14 protein-coding genes are annotated in these 15,496 nt (G+C 72.9%); 5 read left to right on the top strand and 9 right to left on the bottom strand.

Annotated features, from left to right (window positions below):
• The first annotated feature begins 85 nt into the window (after positions 1-85).
• Positions 86-394 carry a DUF5955 family protein gene (locus ACFV3E_RS15510; RefSeq protein WP_499514733.1) on the top strand — a complete coding sequence of 103 codons (309 nt, stop codon included), beginning with the start codon at positions 86-88 and terminating at the stop codon, positions 392-394.
• A 22-nt stretch (positions 395-416) separates the two neighbouring features.
• Here ACFV3E_RS15510 and ACFV3E_RS15505 read toward each other — a convergent pair whose 3' ends face one another.
• Complete coding sequence (locus tag ACFV3E_RS15505; RefSeq protein WP_500535153.1) at positions 417-1,298, bottom strand: LLM class F420-dependent oxidoreductase; 882 nt, start codon at positions 1,296-1,298, stop codon at positions 417-419.
• A 197-nt stretch (positions 1,299-1,495) separates the two neighbouring features.
• Entirely contained in the window at positions 1,496-2,260 is a 765-nt protein-coding gene (locus ACFV3E_RS15500; RefSeq protein WP_500365251.1) for an IclR family transcriptional regulator, read from the bottom strand.
• Positions 2,261-2,517: 257 nt separating this feature from the next.
• Here ACFV3E_RS15500 and allB point away from each other — a divergent pair, with 257 nt between their 5' ends.
• Both allB and alc read left to right on the top strand, forming a co-directional pair.
• The gene (gene allB / locus ACFV3E_RS15495) at positions 2,518-3,879 is read left to right on the top strand and encodes an allantoinase AllB (RefSeq protein WP_500535152.1); all 1,362 of its coding nucleotides are present in this window, start codon (positions 2,518-2,520) and stop codon (positions 3,877-3,879) included.
• Complete coding sequence (alc, locus tag ACFV3E_RS15490) at positions 3,876-4,985, top strand: allantoicase (RefSeq protein ID WP_500535151.1); 1,110 nt, start codon at positions 3,876-3,878, stop codon at positions 4,983-4,985. Before allB ends, alc begins: the two co-directional genes overlap by 4 nt.
• Positions 4,986-4,991: 6 nt before the next feature.
• Here the strand turns inward: alc and ACFV3E_RS15485 are convergent, their stop codons facing one another.
• The 6 genes from ACFV3E_RS15485 to ACFV3E_RS15460 form a co-directional block, all read right to left on the bottom strand.
• Positions 4,992-5,579, bottom strand: a complete 588-nt coding sequence (locus tag ACFV3E_RS15485; protein ID WP_500535150.1) for an Imm21 family immunity protein — start codon at positions 5,577-5,579, stop codon at positions 4,992-4,994.
• Positions 5,580-5,700: 121 nt separating this feature from the next.
• Complete coding sequence (locus tag ACFV3E_RS15480; RefSeq protein WP_500535149.1) at positions 5,701-7,656, bottom strand: RICIN domain-containing protein; 1,956 nt, start codon at positions 7,654-7,656, stop codon at positions 5,701-5,703.
• A 45-nt stretch (positions 7,657-7,701) separates the two neighbouring features.
• Positions 7,702-9,060 (bottom strand): GH1 family beta-glucosidase, encoded by a 1,359-nt coding sequence (locus ACFV3E_RS15475; RefSeq protein WP_500535148.1) that lies wholly within the window; start codon positions 9,058-9,060, stop codon positions 7,702-7,704.
• A gap of 41 nt (positions 9,061-9,101) precedes the next feature.
• Positions 9,102-9,962 carry a carbohydrate ABC transporter permease gene (locus ACFV3E_RS15470; protein WP_500365242.1) on the bottom strand — a complete coding sequence of 287 codons (861 nt, stop codon included), beginning with the start codon at positions 9,960-9,962 and terminating at the stop codon, positions 9,102-9,104.
• Positions 9,955-10,965 carry a carbohydrate ABC transporter permease gene (locus ACFV3E_RS15465; RefSeq protein ID WP_500535147.1) on the bottom strand — a complete coding sequence of 337 codons (1,011 nt, stop codon included), beginning with the start codon at positions 10,963-10,965 and terminating at the stop codon, positions 9,955-9,957. The genes ACFV3E_RS15470 and ACFV3E_RS15465 overlap by 8 nt, the downstream gene beginning before the upstream one ends.
• Positions 10,966-10,979: 14 nt before the next feature.
• Positions 10,980-12,296, bottom strand: a complete 1,317-nt coding sequence (locus ACFV3E_RS15460) for an ABC transporter substrate-binding protein (RefSeq protein WP_500321649.1) — start codon at positions 12,294-12,296, stop codon at positions 10,980-10,982.
• Positions 12,297-12,435: 139 nt separating this feature from the next.
• Between ACFV3E_RS15460 and ACFV3E_RS15455 the strand changes: the two genes are divergently transcribed.
• Both ACFV3E_RS15455 and ACFV3E_RS15450 read left to right on the top strand, forming a co-directional pair.
• Positions 12,436-13,707 (top strand): ROK family transcriptional regulator, encoded by a 1,272-nt coding sequence (locus ACFV3E_RS15455; protein ID WP_500535146.1) that lies wholly within the window; start codon positions 12,436-12,438, stop codon positions 13,705-13,707.
• A gap of 34 nt (positions 13,708-13,741) precedes the next feature.
• Positions 13,742-14,557 (top strand): AIM24 family protein, encoded by an 816-nt coding sequence (locus tag ACFV3E_RS15450; protein ID WP_500365236.1) that lies wholly within the window; start codon positions 13,742-13,744, stop codon positions 14,555-14,557.
• A gap of 326 nt (positions 14,558-14,883) precedes the next feature.
• On the opposite strand, the gene ACFV3E_RS15445 is transcribed toward ACFV3E_RS15450, so the two are convergent.
• Complete coding sequence (locus ACFV3E_RS15445) at positions 14,884-15,486, bottom strand: TetR/AcrR family transcriptional regulator (protein WP_500535145.1); 603 nt, start codon at positions 15,484-15,486, stop codon at positions 14,884-14,886.
• Between the last annotated feature and the right edge of the window lie 10 nt (positions 15,487-15,496).

Genomic DNA, 15,496 nt, shown 5'->3' with positions numbered 1-15,496 from the left:
CCCGATACGGCGGACCGGATGGGGCCGGCCGTCCATGGGAATCTCCGGGGGCCTACCTGTGGGGGACGTATCTGTGGTGAAGGACATGGCCGCCCGCGCGGCGGTCGACGACGAGGGGACCCTCGACCCGAGGGTGACCGCCCTGCGGGCCGCGGTCGCCCGTTGTCGCCGTGAACTCGCCGGGTACCGCGCCAACTTACCGGACCGGCACATCGCCGAGGACGAGCTCTCCGCGCTGGCCGCCGCCGCGGCCGCCGGCGTCCCGGACGTCCTGCGGCTGCGTCGCGGCCTGCTCGTCATCGCCGGGGCGCTCGGCTCCGTCAGCGCCCTGGCCGGTGCCCTCACCGAGGTCCGGCGGGCGATCGAGCTGTTCGGCACCCCGCGTCCCGAGTGACGCGGGGTGCCCGCGGGGCCGGTCAGCCGAGCTCGGCCAGCCGGGGGACGGCCGGCGCGCAGTGGCTGTCGATCCAGCCGGCCGGTTCGGCGTCCGGCGGCACGACGATGACCGTGTCGATGCCGAGTTCGGCGTAACCGGCCATCTCGGCGACGAAGGCGTCGGTGTCGCCGGTGCGGAGGGACTCGCCGACGAAGAGCATGGTCTTGCGGATCCGCGCGTAGTCGCGTCCGGCCTCGTCGCAGTGCGCGCGCAGCACGTCCAGCTTGTGCGCGACCTCGGCGGTCGAGGAGGCGAAGAGGTTGCAGGCGTCCGCGTACCGGGCGACCAGGCGGAGCGTCTTCCGCTCGCCGCCGCCCCCGATCATGATCTCGGGGCGGGGCGTGCTCACCGGGGGCGGGGTGGAGCGGGTCTCCGCCAGTGAGTAGTGCGCGCCCTTGAAGGGGCCGTCGTCGTCCTGGTCCCACATCTGCAGGCAGATCCGCAGCGTCTCCTCCAGTCGCTCGAAGCGCTCCGCGAGCGGCGGGAAGGGCACGCCCAGGCCCAGGTGCTCACGCTCGTACCAGGCCGCGCCGAGGCCCAGGGTCGCCCGGCCGCCGGACAGCACGTCGAGGGTGGTCGCGATCTTCGCCAGCAGGCCGGGATGGCGGTAGGTGATCCCCGTGACGAGGACGCCCAGCCGTACGGAGGAGGTGCGGGCGGCGAGGAAGCCCAGCGTCGTGTAGGCCTCCAGCATCGCCGCCTCGGCGCCCCCGTTGTTCTCCATCTGGAAGTAGTGGTCCATCACCGACAGCCAGCCCGCGCCGGCCGACTCGGCGGCCTCGCCGGCCGCGGCGAGCGCGGGCGCGAGCCCGGCGGGTCCCTCGGGGTGGTCGAATTTCGTGAGGTGCAGGCCCAGTTGCATGGTTCTCCCCGTCCGGGGTCGTGGTCGCTACGGTGACGACCGTAGGCCTTGGAGTGCGCTCGAGGTCAAGCCGCCGTGAGACCCCCGTGAGGTGCCCCGAGCCGTCCCGAGCCGCCCTGGGCCGCCCCTCACACCGCTGCCGCGCCGGCCTGGGCGTACGGACCCCCGATCCACGAGCGGCATCGTGATGCCCCGGGCTAGGCGGCGCCGTTGCTGGCCAGCGCGGACGACAGTTGCCGCGCCACGCCCTGCAGCACCGGCACGATCTTCTCCGTGGCCGCCTCGGTCACCCGTCCGGCGGGTCCGGAGATGGAGATGGCGGCGGCCGTGGGGGAGTCGGGGACGGTGACCGCCAGGCAGCGGACCCCCACCTCCTGCTCGTTGTCGTCCACGGCGTAGCCCTGGGCGCGGATGTGCTCCAGTTCCGCGAGGAACGCGTCCGGGTCGACGATGGTCCGCTCGGTGGCCGCCGGCATCCCGGTGCGGGCCAGCAGGGCCCGTACCTCCTCCGGCGGGACGTGCGCCAGCAGGGCCTTGCCGACTCCCGTGGAGTGCGGCAGGACGCGCCGTCCGACCTCGGTGAACATCCGCATCGAGTGCCGTGAGGGGACCTGGGCGACGTAGACGACCTCGTCCCCGTCCAGGAGCGCCATGTTGGCGGTCTCGCCGGTCGCCTCGACCAGTTCCGCCAGGTAGGGGCGGGCCCAGGTGCCCAGGAGGCGGGCCGAGCTCTCGCCGAGGCGGATCAGCCGGGGTCCCAGCGCGTAGCGGCGGTTGGGCTGCTGGCGCACGTAGCCGCAGTCGACCAGGGTGCGCATCAGGCGGTGGATCGTGGGCAGGGGCAGCCCGCTGCTCGCGGACAGTTCGCTGAGGCCCACCTCCCCGCCCGCGTCGGCCATCCGCTCCAGCAGGTCGAAGGCGCGTTCGAGGGACTGCACGCCCCCGGCGCGGTCTGACGCCACGTTTCCTCCCCAGGCGGACGGTGTAGTGGTGCAGCCTACCGACCCTGACCAGGCATGCGATCGCCGTTCGGGGCGGTCGTGGGCGCGGCGGTGGCCGGTGGGCGCGGAAAACGCATTCCATTGGGTGGAATTCTCCAACTGTACTGCCGGAGCCTCCCGTGGTGCCCGGGCAGGGGTTGACGCAGGCTCGCGCGCGAGCGGAGGATGCATTTCAACAGAACGTTGAATTTCTGTGGGCGCCGGTGGAAGGGGAACGCGTGTCCGAGGCCGCTGACGGGATCGAACTGGTGCTGCGTTCACCGCGGGTGGTCACACCGCAGGGCGAGCGCCCCGCCGACGTGGCCGTGGCCGGCGGCCGGATCGCCGCCGTCCTGCCGTACGGGACCGAGCCCCCGGCCGGCGCCCGCCTGGTCGACCTCGGCGCGGACGCCCTGCTCCCCGGCCTGGTCGACACCCACGTGCACGTCAACGACCCGGGCCGCAGCGAGTGGGAGGGCTTCGGGACCGCCACCCGGGCGGCCGCCGCCGGCGGCGTCACGACGCTGATCGACATGCCGCTCAACAGCGTCCCCCCGACCACCACCACCGACCACCTCGAGGTCAAGCGCGCGACCGCCCGCGGCCGGATCCACACCGACGTCGGCTTCTGGGGCGGCGCCGTCCCCGGCAACACCAAGGACCTGCGCCCGCTCCACGACGCCGGGGTCTTCGGCTTCAAGTGCTTCCTGCTGCCCTCGGGCGTCGAGGAGTTCCCGCAGCTCGCCCCGGCCGAACTGGAGGAGGCGATGCGCGAGATCGCCCGCTTCGACGGGCTGCTGATCGTCCACGCCGAGGACCCCCGGCTCATCGACGGCGCCCCGCAGCCCTCCGGGCCCGCGTACGCCGGTTTCCTCGCCTCCCGCCCCCGCGCCGCCGAGAACGCCGCCGTCGAGGCGCTGATCGCCCTCGCCCGCCGCCTGGACTGCCGGGTGCACGTCCTGCACCTGTCCTCCGCCGAGGCCCTGCCGCTGATCGCCGCCGCCCGCCGCGACGGCGTACGCCTGACGGCCGAGACCTGCCCGCACTACCTGACGCTCACCGCCGAGGAGGTCCCCGACGGCGCGACCCAGTTCAAGTGCTGCCCGCCGATCCGCGAGGCGGGCAACCGGGAGGCCCTGTGGCAGGGCCTGCTCGACGGCACCCTGGACTGCGTGGTCTCCGACCACTCGCCCTCCACCGTCGACCTCAAGCACCTCGACACCGGCGACTTCGGCGCCGCCTGGGGCGGGATCTCCTCCCTCCAGCTCGGCCTGCCCGCGATCTGGACCGAGGCCCGCCGGCGTGGCGCCACGCTCGCCGACGTGGTCCGCTGGATGGCGCGGGGCCCGGCGCGCCTGGCCGGACTCACCGCCAAGGGCGCCGTCGCGCCCGGCCACGACGCCGACTTCGCCGTCCTGGCGCCCGACGAGAGCTTCACCGTGGACCCGGCGGTGCTCCATCACCGCAACCAGGTCACCGCCTACGCGGGCCGCACCCTCCAGGGGGTCGTACGGAGCACCTGGCTGCGCGGCGAGCGGATCGCCGACCACGGCACCCCGGCCCACCCCTCCGGCCGCCTCATCACAAGGGAGAACGCGTGACCGCCACACCCCGGTACACCGGCGCCGCCCAGCCGTACCCCGGAGGGGACCCCTACGCCGACTACCGCGGCGCCGACCTGCCCTTCACGGGCCTCGTCGACCTCGCCGACCGGCGCCTGGGCGCCGGGGTGATCGCCGCCAACGACGAGTTCTTCGCCGAGCGGGAGAACCTGCTCGTCCCCGGACGCCCCGAGTTCCGCGCCGAGCACTTCGGCCACAAGGGCCAGGTCATGGACGGCTGGGAGACCCGCCGCCGCCGCGGCACCGACGCCGCCGACCCGCACCCCGCCGACGCCGACCACGACTGGGCGCTGATCCGCCTGGCCGCCCCCGGGGTCGTGCGCGGCCTGGTCGTGGACACCGCCCACTTCCGCGGCAACCACCCCCAGCAGATCGCCGTCGAGGCCACCTGCGCGCCCCTGGCCGCCGCACCCGCGGACCTGCTCGCCGACGGCGTGGAGTGGACCGAGCTCGTGCCCCGCACGGCCGTCGGCGGCCACGCCGCCAACGGCTTCGAGGTGGCCGTGGAGCGCCGCTTCACCCACCTGCGGCTCAAGCAGTTCCCCGACGGCGGCATCGCCCGGCTCCGCGTCCACGGCGAGGTCGTCCCCGACCCGGCGTGGCTGACCGCGCTCGGCACCTTCGACCTGGTCGCGCTGGAGAACGGCGGCACCGCCGAGGACGTCTCCGACCGCTTCTACTCCTCCCCGCTCAACCCGATCCTGCCGGGCACGTCCCGCCGCATGGGCGACGGCTGGGAGACCCGCCGCCGCCGCGACAAGCGCCACGACTGGGCGCGCTACCGCCTCGCCGGGCAGGGCGCCGTCCGCGCCGCCGAGATCGACACCGGCTACTACAAGGGCAACGCCGCCGGCTGGGCCGCCCTGCTCGGCCGCGACGGCGAGGACGGCGACTGGTTCGAGATCCTGCCCCGCACCCCCCTGCAGCCCGACACCGTCCACCGCTTCGTGGTCGACACCCCGCCCGCCACCCACGTGCGCCTGGAGACCTATCCCGACGGCGGCATCGCCCGGCTGCGCCTGTGGGGCTCGCTGACCGACGCGGGCGCCGACCGCCTCGTCCGGCGGTGGGACACCCTGGCCTGACGGGCTTCAAGAGGCGACGGGCACGAGCCGCACCAGATCGAGCGAGGTGCGGTCGCAGGCCCTCGCATGGACGGACTGGACTGCCCAGCGCCCGTGAGGCAGCGGGACGGGGGCCTGTTCGGGCCTGCCGCCGCCGGGGTATTCCACGCCCAGCAGGCCGCCTGCCTCGGCGGAGTCCATGAGCACCGCGGGCCCGTCGGTCCGCCACGTCCCGGACGCCTCCCACTCGACGGCGGGATCGGCGAGAACCGTCTCGGCCGCCGCGACCAGTTCGGCCTCGGAGTCGGCGCCGCCCCAGCGCAGGAACGCCCGGTGCGCCGGGAGGTAGCACGTCCTGGCGGGCATGTCCCCGAGGACCAGCCCCTGTCCGCCGTCGTCGCCAATGGGTATCACCCCCGCGAGGTCGTCCACGGCGCAGGCCCGGTCGTAGTCGTCGGGGACGTCCCCGTCGCCGACGACCATCCCCTGCTCCGTGCAGCCGCCCCAGGCGGACAGGGCGGAGACGGGAACGACGATCAGCGGGCCGCCCATCGACTCCACCCACGCGGGGGCAGGCCGGGGTGCCGCGGAGACGTCGGGCGTGAAGGCATCCATGGCGCGAGTATGGCGCGCGGCGCCGACAGTGCGTCCCCTCCGGGGCCCCGGTGCCCCGGAGGGGGGTTGGTGCCGTGCGGCGCCGGCGTCTCCCTCGTACGCCGGTGCCGCGCGGGGTCGGTCAGCCCGCCGGGGTCAGCCGGAAGGACTGGGCGGTGGTGCCGTTGCAGGTGTACTGCTGCAGCAGGGCGCCGTCGGCCGTCGAGGCCGCCGTGACGTCCAGGCACTTGCCGCTGTGCCGTGCCGTGAGGACGTACGACCCGTCCGCCTGGAGCACCGGCTTCCACTGCTGGTTGGCGCCCGAGGACCACTGCCAGGTCTGCACCGGCACGGAGTCACCCGTCGCCGACGCCCCGCCGGTGACGTCCCAGACCTGCTCGGTGGCGGTCGCGTTGCGGTTCACCACCCGGTAGTAGCCGCCGTCGGTCGGGCGGAACTGCCACTGCTGGTTGGCCTGCCCGGCGACGCAGCTCCACTGCTGCACCGCGGTGCCGTTGGCGGTGCCCCGGTCCTTGGCGTCCACGCACTTGCCGGAGCCGGCGCCGGCCACCTGGTACCAGGCGGAGGTGCTGATGCCGTCCCCGTCTCCGCCGTCGCCGCCGGTCGGCGCGCCGGACCAGGTGAACGTGGTCGTGGCGCGGGCGGGCAGGCTGTACGAGAAGTGCTGCCCGGCCTCGCGGACCGTGATCTGCTGGGCGGACGACGAGGAGTTGTGGGTGACCAGCACCCGCTGCCCGTCGGTGTTGACGAAGGCCGTGTTCCACACCGGGTCGGTGGCGTTGCTGCCGATCCGCACCGCGCCCGCGCGGACGAACTTCGTCAGCTGGCCCATCGTGTAGTACTCGACGGTGTAGTCGACCTGCCCGCTGCGCGCGTCGCCGTTGTGCACCGTGATCAGGCCGGTGCAGGTGCCGCAGCCGCCCGCGTGCGGGCCCATCGCCTGGTCCAGCGCCAGCGACCACTTCACGTACGCGCGGGCCCAGTTGCGGGTGAAGCCGGTGATGTCCCGCAGGTCCTCCAGCTGCTGGTCGGTGACCCAGGTGCCGCCGGAGTGCTCGGTCTCGTACTGCGCCACGCCCGGGTACTGGCTCTGGACGGTGCTGCCCAGCGCGTAGTCCGGCGGCGTGGGCGCGTAGCCGTGCCAGGCGACGCCGCCGAAGAGCGGGTCGCCGCGCAGGGCGGCGTCGGCGAGCTGGCCGGCGCCGGTGGTGTTCCAGTCGCCGTGGTTCCAGTCGTGGATCAGCGCCTTGGTGGTGATCCCGGCCGAACGGAACGCCGGGAAGAGGTGGTTCTTGGTGAAGTCCAGCAGCGTGGCCGCCGTCCACTCCATCGTGGGGTAGCTGCTGTTCGCGCCGCAGCACTGCGGCTCGTTCTGCACCGAGACGTAGTCGACGTGGACGCCGCGCTGCTCGTACGCCTGCAGGTACTTCACGAAGTACTGCGCGTAGGTGTCGTAGAACTCCGGCTTGAGCTTGCCCATCTGGGTCAGCTTGCCGTTGTCCTTCATCCACGCCGGCGCCGACCACGGCACCGCCATGATCTTCAGTGCCGGGTTGAGCCGGCGCGCCTGCTGGGTCAGCGGCAGGACGTCGGTCAGGTCCCGGGAGATGGAGAAGTCCGACAGGTCGCAGCAGGTGTCGTCGTACGTGTAGTGGCTGCGCGCGATGTCCGAGGCACCCATCGGGTTGCGCAGGAAGCCCAGGCCGATGCCCTCCGTGGGGGAGAACAGCTTGCGCATGGTTGCGTCACGGGTGGCCGCCGACAGGGCGCCGGAGGAGTTCATCAGCCAGGCGGCGCTGTCGGTGAAGGACGCCCCGCCGCCCTCGAAGGGCTGGTAGCGGGCGGCGGGGTCCACCGTGATGACCGTGCCGCCGCTGCCGTTGCCCGCCTCGAAGGCGGCCGGGGTCTGTGCCTGCAGGCCCTTGACCACGGTCCTGCCGTCGGAGGTGGTGGTCATGGTGACCTGGACGGCCGTGGCGGCGGCCGCTCCCGGTCCGGCGAGCACCAACCCGGCCAAAGCCGCGGCGACCGCCGCGAGCACGGCGATCAGGCGTCTGACGTGGGGGGAGTGTGGCATCGCGGATCTCCTGTGTGGGGGGTGGAGACGGGATGGCGAGGGAGGTCAGGCCGCGCTGCGGGCGCGGCGCCGGTGGGCGGCGATGATGTCGGCGTAGCGGCGGCCGCTGCCCTTCACGGTCCGGCGCTGCGTCTCGTAGTCGACGTGGACGAGGCCGAAGCGCTTGTCGTAGCCGTACGCCCACTCGAAGTTGTCCAGCAGCGACCAGGCGAAGTAGCCGGCGAGCGGGGCGCCGCCGCGCACGGCACGGGCGCAGGCCGCCAGGTGCTCCTCCAGGTAGGCGGTGCGCTCGGGGTCGTGGACCTGGCCGTCGGGGCCGACGCGGTCCTCGTACGCCGAGCCGTTCTCGGTGACGTAGATCTTGCGGGCGCCGTACTCCTCGGTCAGCCGCAGCAGCAGCCGCTCCAGACCGCCGGCGTGCACCTCCCAGTCCATCGCGGTGCGGCGGACGTCCGGGACGCGTACGGCACGGGTGTGGGGGACCGGCCCCGACGGGTCGTCGGCAACGATGTCACGGAAGTAGTAGTTGAGGCCCAGCCAGTCCAGCGGGGCGGCGATGGTCTCCATGTCGCCCGGCTGCACGGGCAGTTCGACCCCGTACAGCTCCAGCATGTCCTCCGGGTAGCCGCGGCCGTGGATCGGGTCCAGCCACCAGCGGTTGGTGTGGCCGTCGGAGCGCAGCGCCGCGGCGACGTCCTCGGGGCGGTCGGAGGCCGGTTCGCAGGGGCTGAGGTTGTTGACGATGCCGATCTGCGCGTGCGGGACCGCCGCGCGCAGTGCCTGCACCGCCAGGCCGTGGCCCAGGTGCAGGTGGTACGAGGCGCGGACGGCGGCCGTCAGGTCGGTGAGGCCGGGGGCCATCACGCCCTGCAGGTGGCCGATCCAGGCCGAGCACAGCGGCTCGTTGAGCGTCGCCCAGTGGGTGACCCGGTCCCCGAGCCGCTCGGCCACCACGGCCGCGTAGTCGGCGAAGCGCAGCGCGGTCTCGCGCTCCGGCCAGCCGCCGCGGTCCTGCTGGGCCTGCGGCAGGTCCCAGTGGTACAGGGTGGGGAAGGGGGTGATGCCCGCCTCCAGCAGGCCGTCGACCAGGCGGTCGTAGAAGGCCAGGCCCGCGGGGTTGACCGGCCCGCCGCCCTGCGGCATCACGCGCGGCCAGGCGAGGGAGAAGCGGTACGCGTCCAGACCGAGCCGGCCCATCAGGCCGATGTCCTCCGGCACGCGGTGGTAGTGGTCGCAGGCGACGTCACCGGTGTCGCCGTTCGCGACCTTCCCCGGCGTACGGGAGAAGGTGTCCCAGATGGATGGTGCACGGCCGTCCTCGGCCACGGCTCCTTCGATCTGGTAAGCGGCCGTCGCGGCGCCCCACACGAATCCGTCGGGGAGGGCGCTGAGGTCGAGGGTCACGGACTGCCTTTCGTTCGGGGGACGCTGAGGGGCGGTGGGGCTCACTTGACGGCGCCGGCGGTCAGCCCGGCGACGAGGTAGCGCTGCAGGAGCAGGAACCCGGCGACCACGGGCACGCTCACCACGAGCGAGGCGGCCATGACCTGGTTCCAGTACACGTCGGTCTGGGTGGCGTAGCCCTGCAGGCCGACGGCGAGCGTGCGGGTGGTGTCGTTGGTCATGACGGAGGCGAAGAGGACCTCGCCCCAGGCCGTCATGAAGGCGTACACGCAGACCGCGACGATGCCGGGGACGGCGGCCGGGACGACCACCCGGAACAGCGCGCCCAGTGGCCCGCAGCCGTCGACCATGGCGGCCTCGTCCAGGTCCTTGGGGATCGAGTCGAAGTAGCCCGCCAGCATCCAGATGGAGAAGGGGAGCGAGAAGGTGAGGTAGGTCAGGATCAGGCCGCCGCGGCTGCCGTACAGGGCGATGCCCGTCGCGTTCCCGAGGTTGACGAAGATCAGGAAGAGCGGCAGCAGGAAGAGGATGCCGGGGAACATCTGGGTGGACAGGATCGTCACCGAGAAGAAGCGGCGCCCCTTGAAGTCGTAGCGGCTCACCGCGTACGCCGCGAAGATCGCGACCGCGACCGAGCACAGCGTCGCCCCGCCCGCCACGAGCAGCGAGTTCACGAAGTACCGGGCGAGCGGCACGGTGTGCCAGATGTCGGCGTAGGGGCGCAGGGTGAAGCCGCTGGGGAACCAGCGGAACGGGCCCTGCACGTCCTGCAGCGGCTTCAGCGACGAGACGACCATGACGAACACCGGCGCCAGCGCGAAGGCCGTCAGCACGGTCAGCACGATCCGGCGGGTCCACACGAAGGAGCGCGGCGCGGCCATGGGGCTGCGGACGTCAGGCATCCTTCCTCCTCAGGGAGGTCGCGAGCAGGTAGAGCACCGTCACGACGAGCAGGAACAGCAGCAGGAGCACGGACATCGCCGAGCCGGAGCCGAAGTTCCAGGTCACGAAGGACGACTGGTAGATGTGGATCGAGATCAGGTCCGCGGCGTCCGGCGCCGCCCGCCCGAACAGCACGTAGGGCGTGTTGAAGTCGTTGAACGTCCACAGGAACAGCACCAGCACCAGCACCTGGTTGACCGGGCGCAGAGACGGCAGGGTGATCCTGCGGATCTGCTGCCAGATCCCGGCGCCGTCCATCGCCGCCGCCTCGTACAGCTCGCGCGGGATGTTCTGCAGACCGGCCATCAGGCACAGGAAGGCGAACGGCCACTGCCGCCACACCGACACCGTCACCAGCGCGTAGAAGCTGTTGTCGCCGATCAGCCAGAAGGGCCGGCCGTCGGTGAGGTGCAGCTGGTCGTGGATGACGTGGTTGATCATGCCGGTGTCCCGCTGGAACATGAACGACCAGGTGATCACCGCCGCGTAGACCGGCAGCGCGTACGGCACCAGGAACACCGCGCGCAGCAGTCCGCGGCCGCGGAAGGCGTCCTGCATGAGGATCGCGGCGGCGGTGCCGAACAGCCAGGACAGCCCGACCGCCAGCACCGTGAACTCACAGGTGACCAGGAATGACTTGAGCAGGTCCTCGCCGACCGGGGCGTTGAAGTCCACCGCCACGCGGTAGTTGTCCAGGCCCTTCCAGGGCGCGGCGGACCAGTCGCTGATGAAGAACTGCGTGAGCTCCTTGAAGCTCATCACGACGCCGACGACCATCGGCACCAGGTGGATGAGCAGTTCCAGCGCGAGGGCCGGCAGCAGCAGGACGTACGGGAGCGACGCGCGCCGCAGCCGCGCCGGCAGGCGCAGCCGCGACAGCGGGGCCCTCCCCCCGGCGGCCCGCCGGCCGCCGGGGGAAGGCGTCTTGGAGCTGTGCCGGACGGGCGGCACGGTGGTGGTCATCGGTTCCTTCACGCTCACGACGCCGGCATCTGCTGCTGGGCCTTTTCGAGGGCGGCCTTGACGCTCTCGGTGGTGACCGGCTTCCCGGCGGCGGCGTCGGCGAACAGGTCCTTCATCGCGGTGCCGACGGCGGTCTCGAACTGGCTCTCGTTGGCGACCTGCGGCAGCGGCGCCGCGCTGTTGGCGAGCGCGTCCGCGAGGACCTTCAGGTCCGGGGTGGCGAAGGCCGGGTCGGACTGGGCGGCCTTGACCGGCGGGAGCGAGCCGTAGGTGCCGTTGAGGAGCTTCTGCTCGTCGTCGCTGGTCATGAACTTCACGAACTTCAGGGCGCCGTCGACGTTGTCGGTCTTCTTGAAGACGGCCAGGTTGATGCCCGCGACCATCGAGTTCACGGCGGTGTCGCCGGAGGCGCCCGCGGCCTGGAACGGCACCTGGGCGACGCCGTAGTCCTCGGGCTTCATGCCGTGGGACTTCAGCGAGGAGCCGGCGGCCTGCCACAGCAGCATGGCGGCCTTGCCGGTGGCGAAGTCGGCGACGGACTGGTTGGCGGCGTACTCGGCGTTGCCGGGGGCCGCGATCTTGTCCTTGGCGATGAAGTCGATGTACTGCTTGACGGCCGCGACCGCCTCGGGGGTGGTGAACGTCGGCTTGCCCGAGGCGTCGAAGAAGTCGGCGCCGTGCTGCTTGCCGAAGACGAAGGCGTGGTGGACGTTCTCGGAGAGGTTGCCGCCCTCGACGGCGAGGCCGTACTTGCCGCCCTTGGTGAGCTTCTTGCCGTCGGCGACGAGCTCGTCCCAGGTGGCGGGCGGGTTGGCTATGCCCGCGTCGGCGAACATCTTCTTGTTGTAGTAGAGGCCGTACGCCAGCGAGTACAGCGGGACCGCGGCCGGGTCCTTGCCCTCGGCGCCCGTCGCGCCAAGGGCCGAGGAGACGAAGCGGTCCTTGCCGCCGATGGCGTCGAAGGCCTTGGCGTCGAAGGGGCGCAGCGCGCCGGTGGCCTGCAGCGAGGCGGACCAGGTGTTGCCGATGTTGAGGACGTCGGGGCCCTGGCCGGAGGTGGCCGCGGCGAGGATCCGGTTCAGCAGGTCGGACCACGGGATGACCTCGAGCTTGACCTTGATCCCGGTCTGCTTCTCGAACTTCTTGAGCTCGGGCGTCAGGGTCGCCTTGTCCGCCTCGAGGCTGGCGCCCTGGTTGCTGGCCCAGTAGGTGAGCTCCTTGGGGCTGCCGTTGCCGCTGCCGTCGGTCGAGGAGCCGCCGCCGCACGCGGTGGCGGAGGCGATGAGCGCGGCCGCGAGCGTCACGGCGGCCGTGGTACGGGTGATGTGCATGACCGGGGATCCCTCTCCAGGGTGGGTGCCTTCGGGAAGTGAAGAACGTCACGCCTTAATTCAAGGCGTGATTTAACGTCTGAGAAAACCTGGCGTCAAGACTTGGCGCAGCGATAGATTCAGCCGGGGAGGGAGCACCATGGCAGACCGAGGCAAGCGGACCGTACGCGACCTGCGGCGGGGCAACCGTTCGGCGCTCTTGCGTCACCTGTACTTCGAAGGACCCCTCAGCCGTCAGGAGTTGGCCAGGGACACCGGACTGAGCACAGGTTCCATCAGCAACGTCGTGGCCGAGCTCATCGCCGACGGCGTCGTCGAGGAGGCCGGCTCCGTCGAGTCCGACGGCGGACGCCCCCGCGTCATGCTCAAGGTCGCCCCCCGCCACGGCTTCCTCATCGGCGTCGACGTCGGCGAGACCCGGGTCCGCGTCACCCTCTTCGACCTCGCCCTCACCGAACTCTCCTCCACCGACCGCCCGCTGGCCGACAGCGGCCACGACGTCGCCCTCGTCGTCCGGCTCATCCTCGACGGCCTCTCCGTCGTCCTGGAGGACAGCCGCGTCGATCCCGCCCTCGTGCTCGGCGTGGGCATCGGCGTGCCCGGCATCGTCGAGCAGGGCACCGGCGGCGCCGGCGCGGTCGTCCACGGCCAGACCATCGACTGGGACGCCGTCCCCCTCGGCGCGCTGCTCGCCGAGGGCACCGCCCTGCCGCTCCACATCGACAACGGCGCCAAGACCCTCGGCCAGGCCGAGATGTGGTTCGGCGCCGGGCGCGGCGCCCGCAACGCCGTGATCGCGCTGCTCGGCTCCGGGGTCGGCGCCTGCGTGGTCGCCGACGGCAAGCCGTACCGCGGCGCCAGCAGCAGCGCGGGGGAGTGGGGCCACACCACCCTCCAGGTCGGCGGGCGGCGCTGCCGCTGCGGCGCCCGCGGCTGCCTGGAGGCCTACGTGGGCGCCGAGGCGCTCATCGAACGCTGGGACGCGCCCACCGGGGTGAGCGAGGAGGCCGCGATCGCCGCCCTCCTCGACGCCGCCGAGGCCGGCGACGCCGCCGCCGTCGCGCTGCTCGACGAGACCGCCGAGTACCTCGGTGCGGGCATCGCCGACCTCGTCAACCTCTTCAACCCCGAGCGCATCGTGCTGTCCGGCTGGACCGGCCTGATGATCGGCCCACGGCTGCTCGACGCGGTCCGCGAGGCCACCGCCGCCTACGCGCTGCACCATCCCTGCGCCCAGACCTCCATCGAGCTGGGCCGGCTCGGGACGGACGCGGTCACGGTCGGCGCCGCCACCCTGCCGCTCGCCCGTTTCCTCGACGCCGGCGGCCGCCCGCCCGCCCCCGCCGCGCGGCCCGAGGAGCAAGCGGAACCGAATCGTCCGGGTCGTTCGTTGTCGGGTACATCCGTCTGAACGAGGACGTCCCGAGACCACCCGGAGCACCGCAGTGACCCTGAAGCAGCAGATCGTCGGCAACGCCATGCAGATGGCCGTGTGCACCCTTGAGCCCGGCCAGACCGTCTACTGCGAGGCGGGGAAGTTCCTGTTCAAGACCGCGAACGTGAGCATGGACACCCGCCTGGCGGGTCCCGGCGCCCAGCGCGAGGCCCAGGGCGGCGCGGCGGGCGGCGGCATGGGCGGCATGCTCCGCCAGGCGATGGGCACGGCCATGCAGGTCGGCCAGCGGATGCTGGCGGGCGAGAGCATCGCCTTCCAGTACTTCACCGCGAGCGGTGGCGAGGGCACCGTCGGCTTCGCGGGCGTCCTGCCCGGGGAGATGCGCGCCCTGGAACTGGACGGGTCGCGCGCCTGGTACGCGGAGAAGGACGCCTTCGTGGCCGCCGAGTCGACCGTCGACTTCGGCATCGCCTTCCAGGGCGGCCGCACCGGCACCAGCGGAGGCGAGGGCTTCGTCCTGGAGAAGTTCACCGGCCGCGGCACGGTGATCATCGCCGGCGCAGGCAACTTCATCGACCTCAACCCCGCCGACTTCGGCGGGCGCATCGAGGTCGACACCGGCTGCATCGTCGCCTTCGAGGACGGGGTCCGCTACGGCGTGCAGCGCATCGGCGGGCTCAACCGGCAGGGGATCATGAACGCCGTCTTCGGCGGCGAGGGGCTGTCGCTGGCGACCCTGGAGGGCAACGGGCGCGTCATCCTGCAGTCCATGACCATCGAGGGCCTGGCCAACGCGCTGAAGAAGGCCCAGGGCGGCGACAAGCAGGGCCCCACCGGCGGCCTCTTCTCCACACACGCCGGCTGAGCCCGGCCGGGCCGCTGGGGCGCCGCCCCCGCGCGCGGTGCCGGGTCGCGGCCTCCGCGCGCCGGTACATACGACGGCCGGGCCGCTGCCCTGCGCGGGGCCCGCACAGCCGCGGACGCCGACCGGGCGGCCCCGGGCCGCGTCGTGCCGTCGTCCGACACGGGGTGGGCCCGGCGCCCCGCGCGTCACGCGAGCGGTGTGCCCACGCCGGCCGGCGCCGGACGCGGTGTGAGCCGTGCGGGCCCGCGCGGTGCGGACCTCGACCGGCCGCGACCGGAGCCCAAAGCCGTCAGCCCCCACAGGCGGACGCGCCGTGCCGGGAGCGCTCACCCCACCCCGGCGGAGCGCAGGACGTGCCGGACCGCCCGGTCCAGGGAGGCGCGCACCGCATCCGGGTCGCCGAGCGCGGCGGTCATCACGGCGCCGTCGCGCAGCATCATCAGCGTCGCCGCGTCCTCGGCGGGCTCGGGGGCGCCCGCCTCCGCGAGCAGCCGGGCGACCAGCTCCCGCAGCCAGTCCCGGTGGGCCACGATCGCGCGCGAGACGGGGTCGGCCGGGTCCGGGTACTCCGCGGCCGCGTTGAGGAACGGGCAGCCGCGGAAGCCCGGGGAGCAGAGCTGGTCGCCGAGCGCTCCGGCCACCCCCGCCAGGGCCTCCCGTGCGCCCAGGCCCTCCAGCGCGGCCTCGGTGAAGGTGCGGATCTGCTCGTCGGTGGCCTGGATGTAGCTCAGGACGAGCTGCTCCTTGCCCAGGAAGTGCCGGTAGAGCGTCGCCCTGGTGGTGGACGCCTCCGTGACGATCCGGTCCATGCCCACCGCGTGGATCCCCTCGGCGTAGAACAGCCGGGCCGCGGTGGCCAGGATGCGGTCACGCGGCGGCGCGTCCGCGGCGGCGTACGTGACCAGGGGAACGGCGGGAGGGGCACTCATGTCCTTGACG

Source organism: Streptomyces sp. NPDC059718, from assembly GCF_042733315.1.
Lineage (GTDB): Bacteria > Actinomycetota > Actinomycetes > Streptomycetales > Streptomycetaceae > Actinacidiphila.
This window is presented reverse-complemented; position numbering and strand designations above follow the sequence as displayed.

Coding starts and splice junctions, on each gene's coding strand:
- ACFV3E_RS15510 (WP_499514733.1), top strand. CDS start 86: ATGGCCGCCCGCGCGGCGGTCGACGACGAGGGGACCCTCGACCCGAGG.
- ACFV3E_RS15505 (WP_500535153.1), bottom strand. CDS start 1,298: ATGCAACTGGGCCTGCACCTCACGAAATTCGACCACCCCGAGGGACCC.
- ACFV3E_RS15485 (WP_500535150.1), bottom strand. CDS start 5,579: ATGGATGCCTTCACGCCCGACGTCTCCGCGGCACCCCGGCCTGCCCCC.
- ACFV3E_RS15480 (WP_500535149.1), bottom strand. CDS start 7,656: ATGCCACACTCCCCCCACGTCAGACGCCTGATCGCCGTGCTCGCGGCG.
- ACFV3E_RS15470 (WP_500365242.1), bottom strand. CDS start 9,962: ATGCCTGACGTCCGCAGCCCCATGGCCGCGCCGCGCTCCTTCGTGTGG.
- ACFV3E_RS15465 (WP_500535147.1), bottom strand. CDS start 10,965: ATGACCACCACCGTGCCGCCCGTCCGGCACAGCTCCAAGACGCCTTCC.
- ACFV3E_RS15460 (WP_500321649.1), bottom strand. CDS start 12,296: ATGCACATCACCCGTACCACGGCCGCCGTGACGCTCGCGGCCGCGCTC.
- ACFV3E_RS15455 (WP_500535146.1), top strand. CDS start 12,436: ATGGCAGACCGAGGCAAGCGGACCGTACGCGACCTGCGGCGGGGCAAC.
- ACFV3E_RS15445 (WP_500535145.1), bottom strand. CDS start 15,486: ATGAGTGCCCCTCCCGCCGTTCCCCTGGTCACGTACGCCGCCGCGGAC.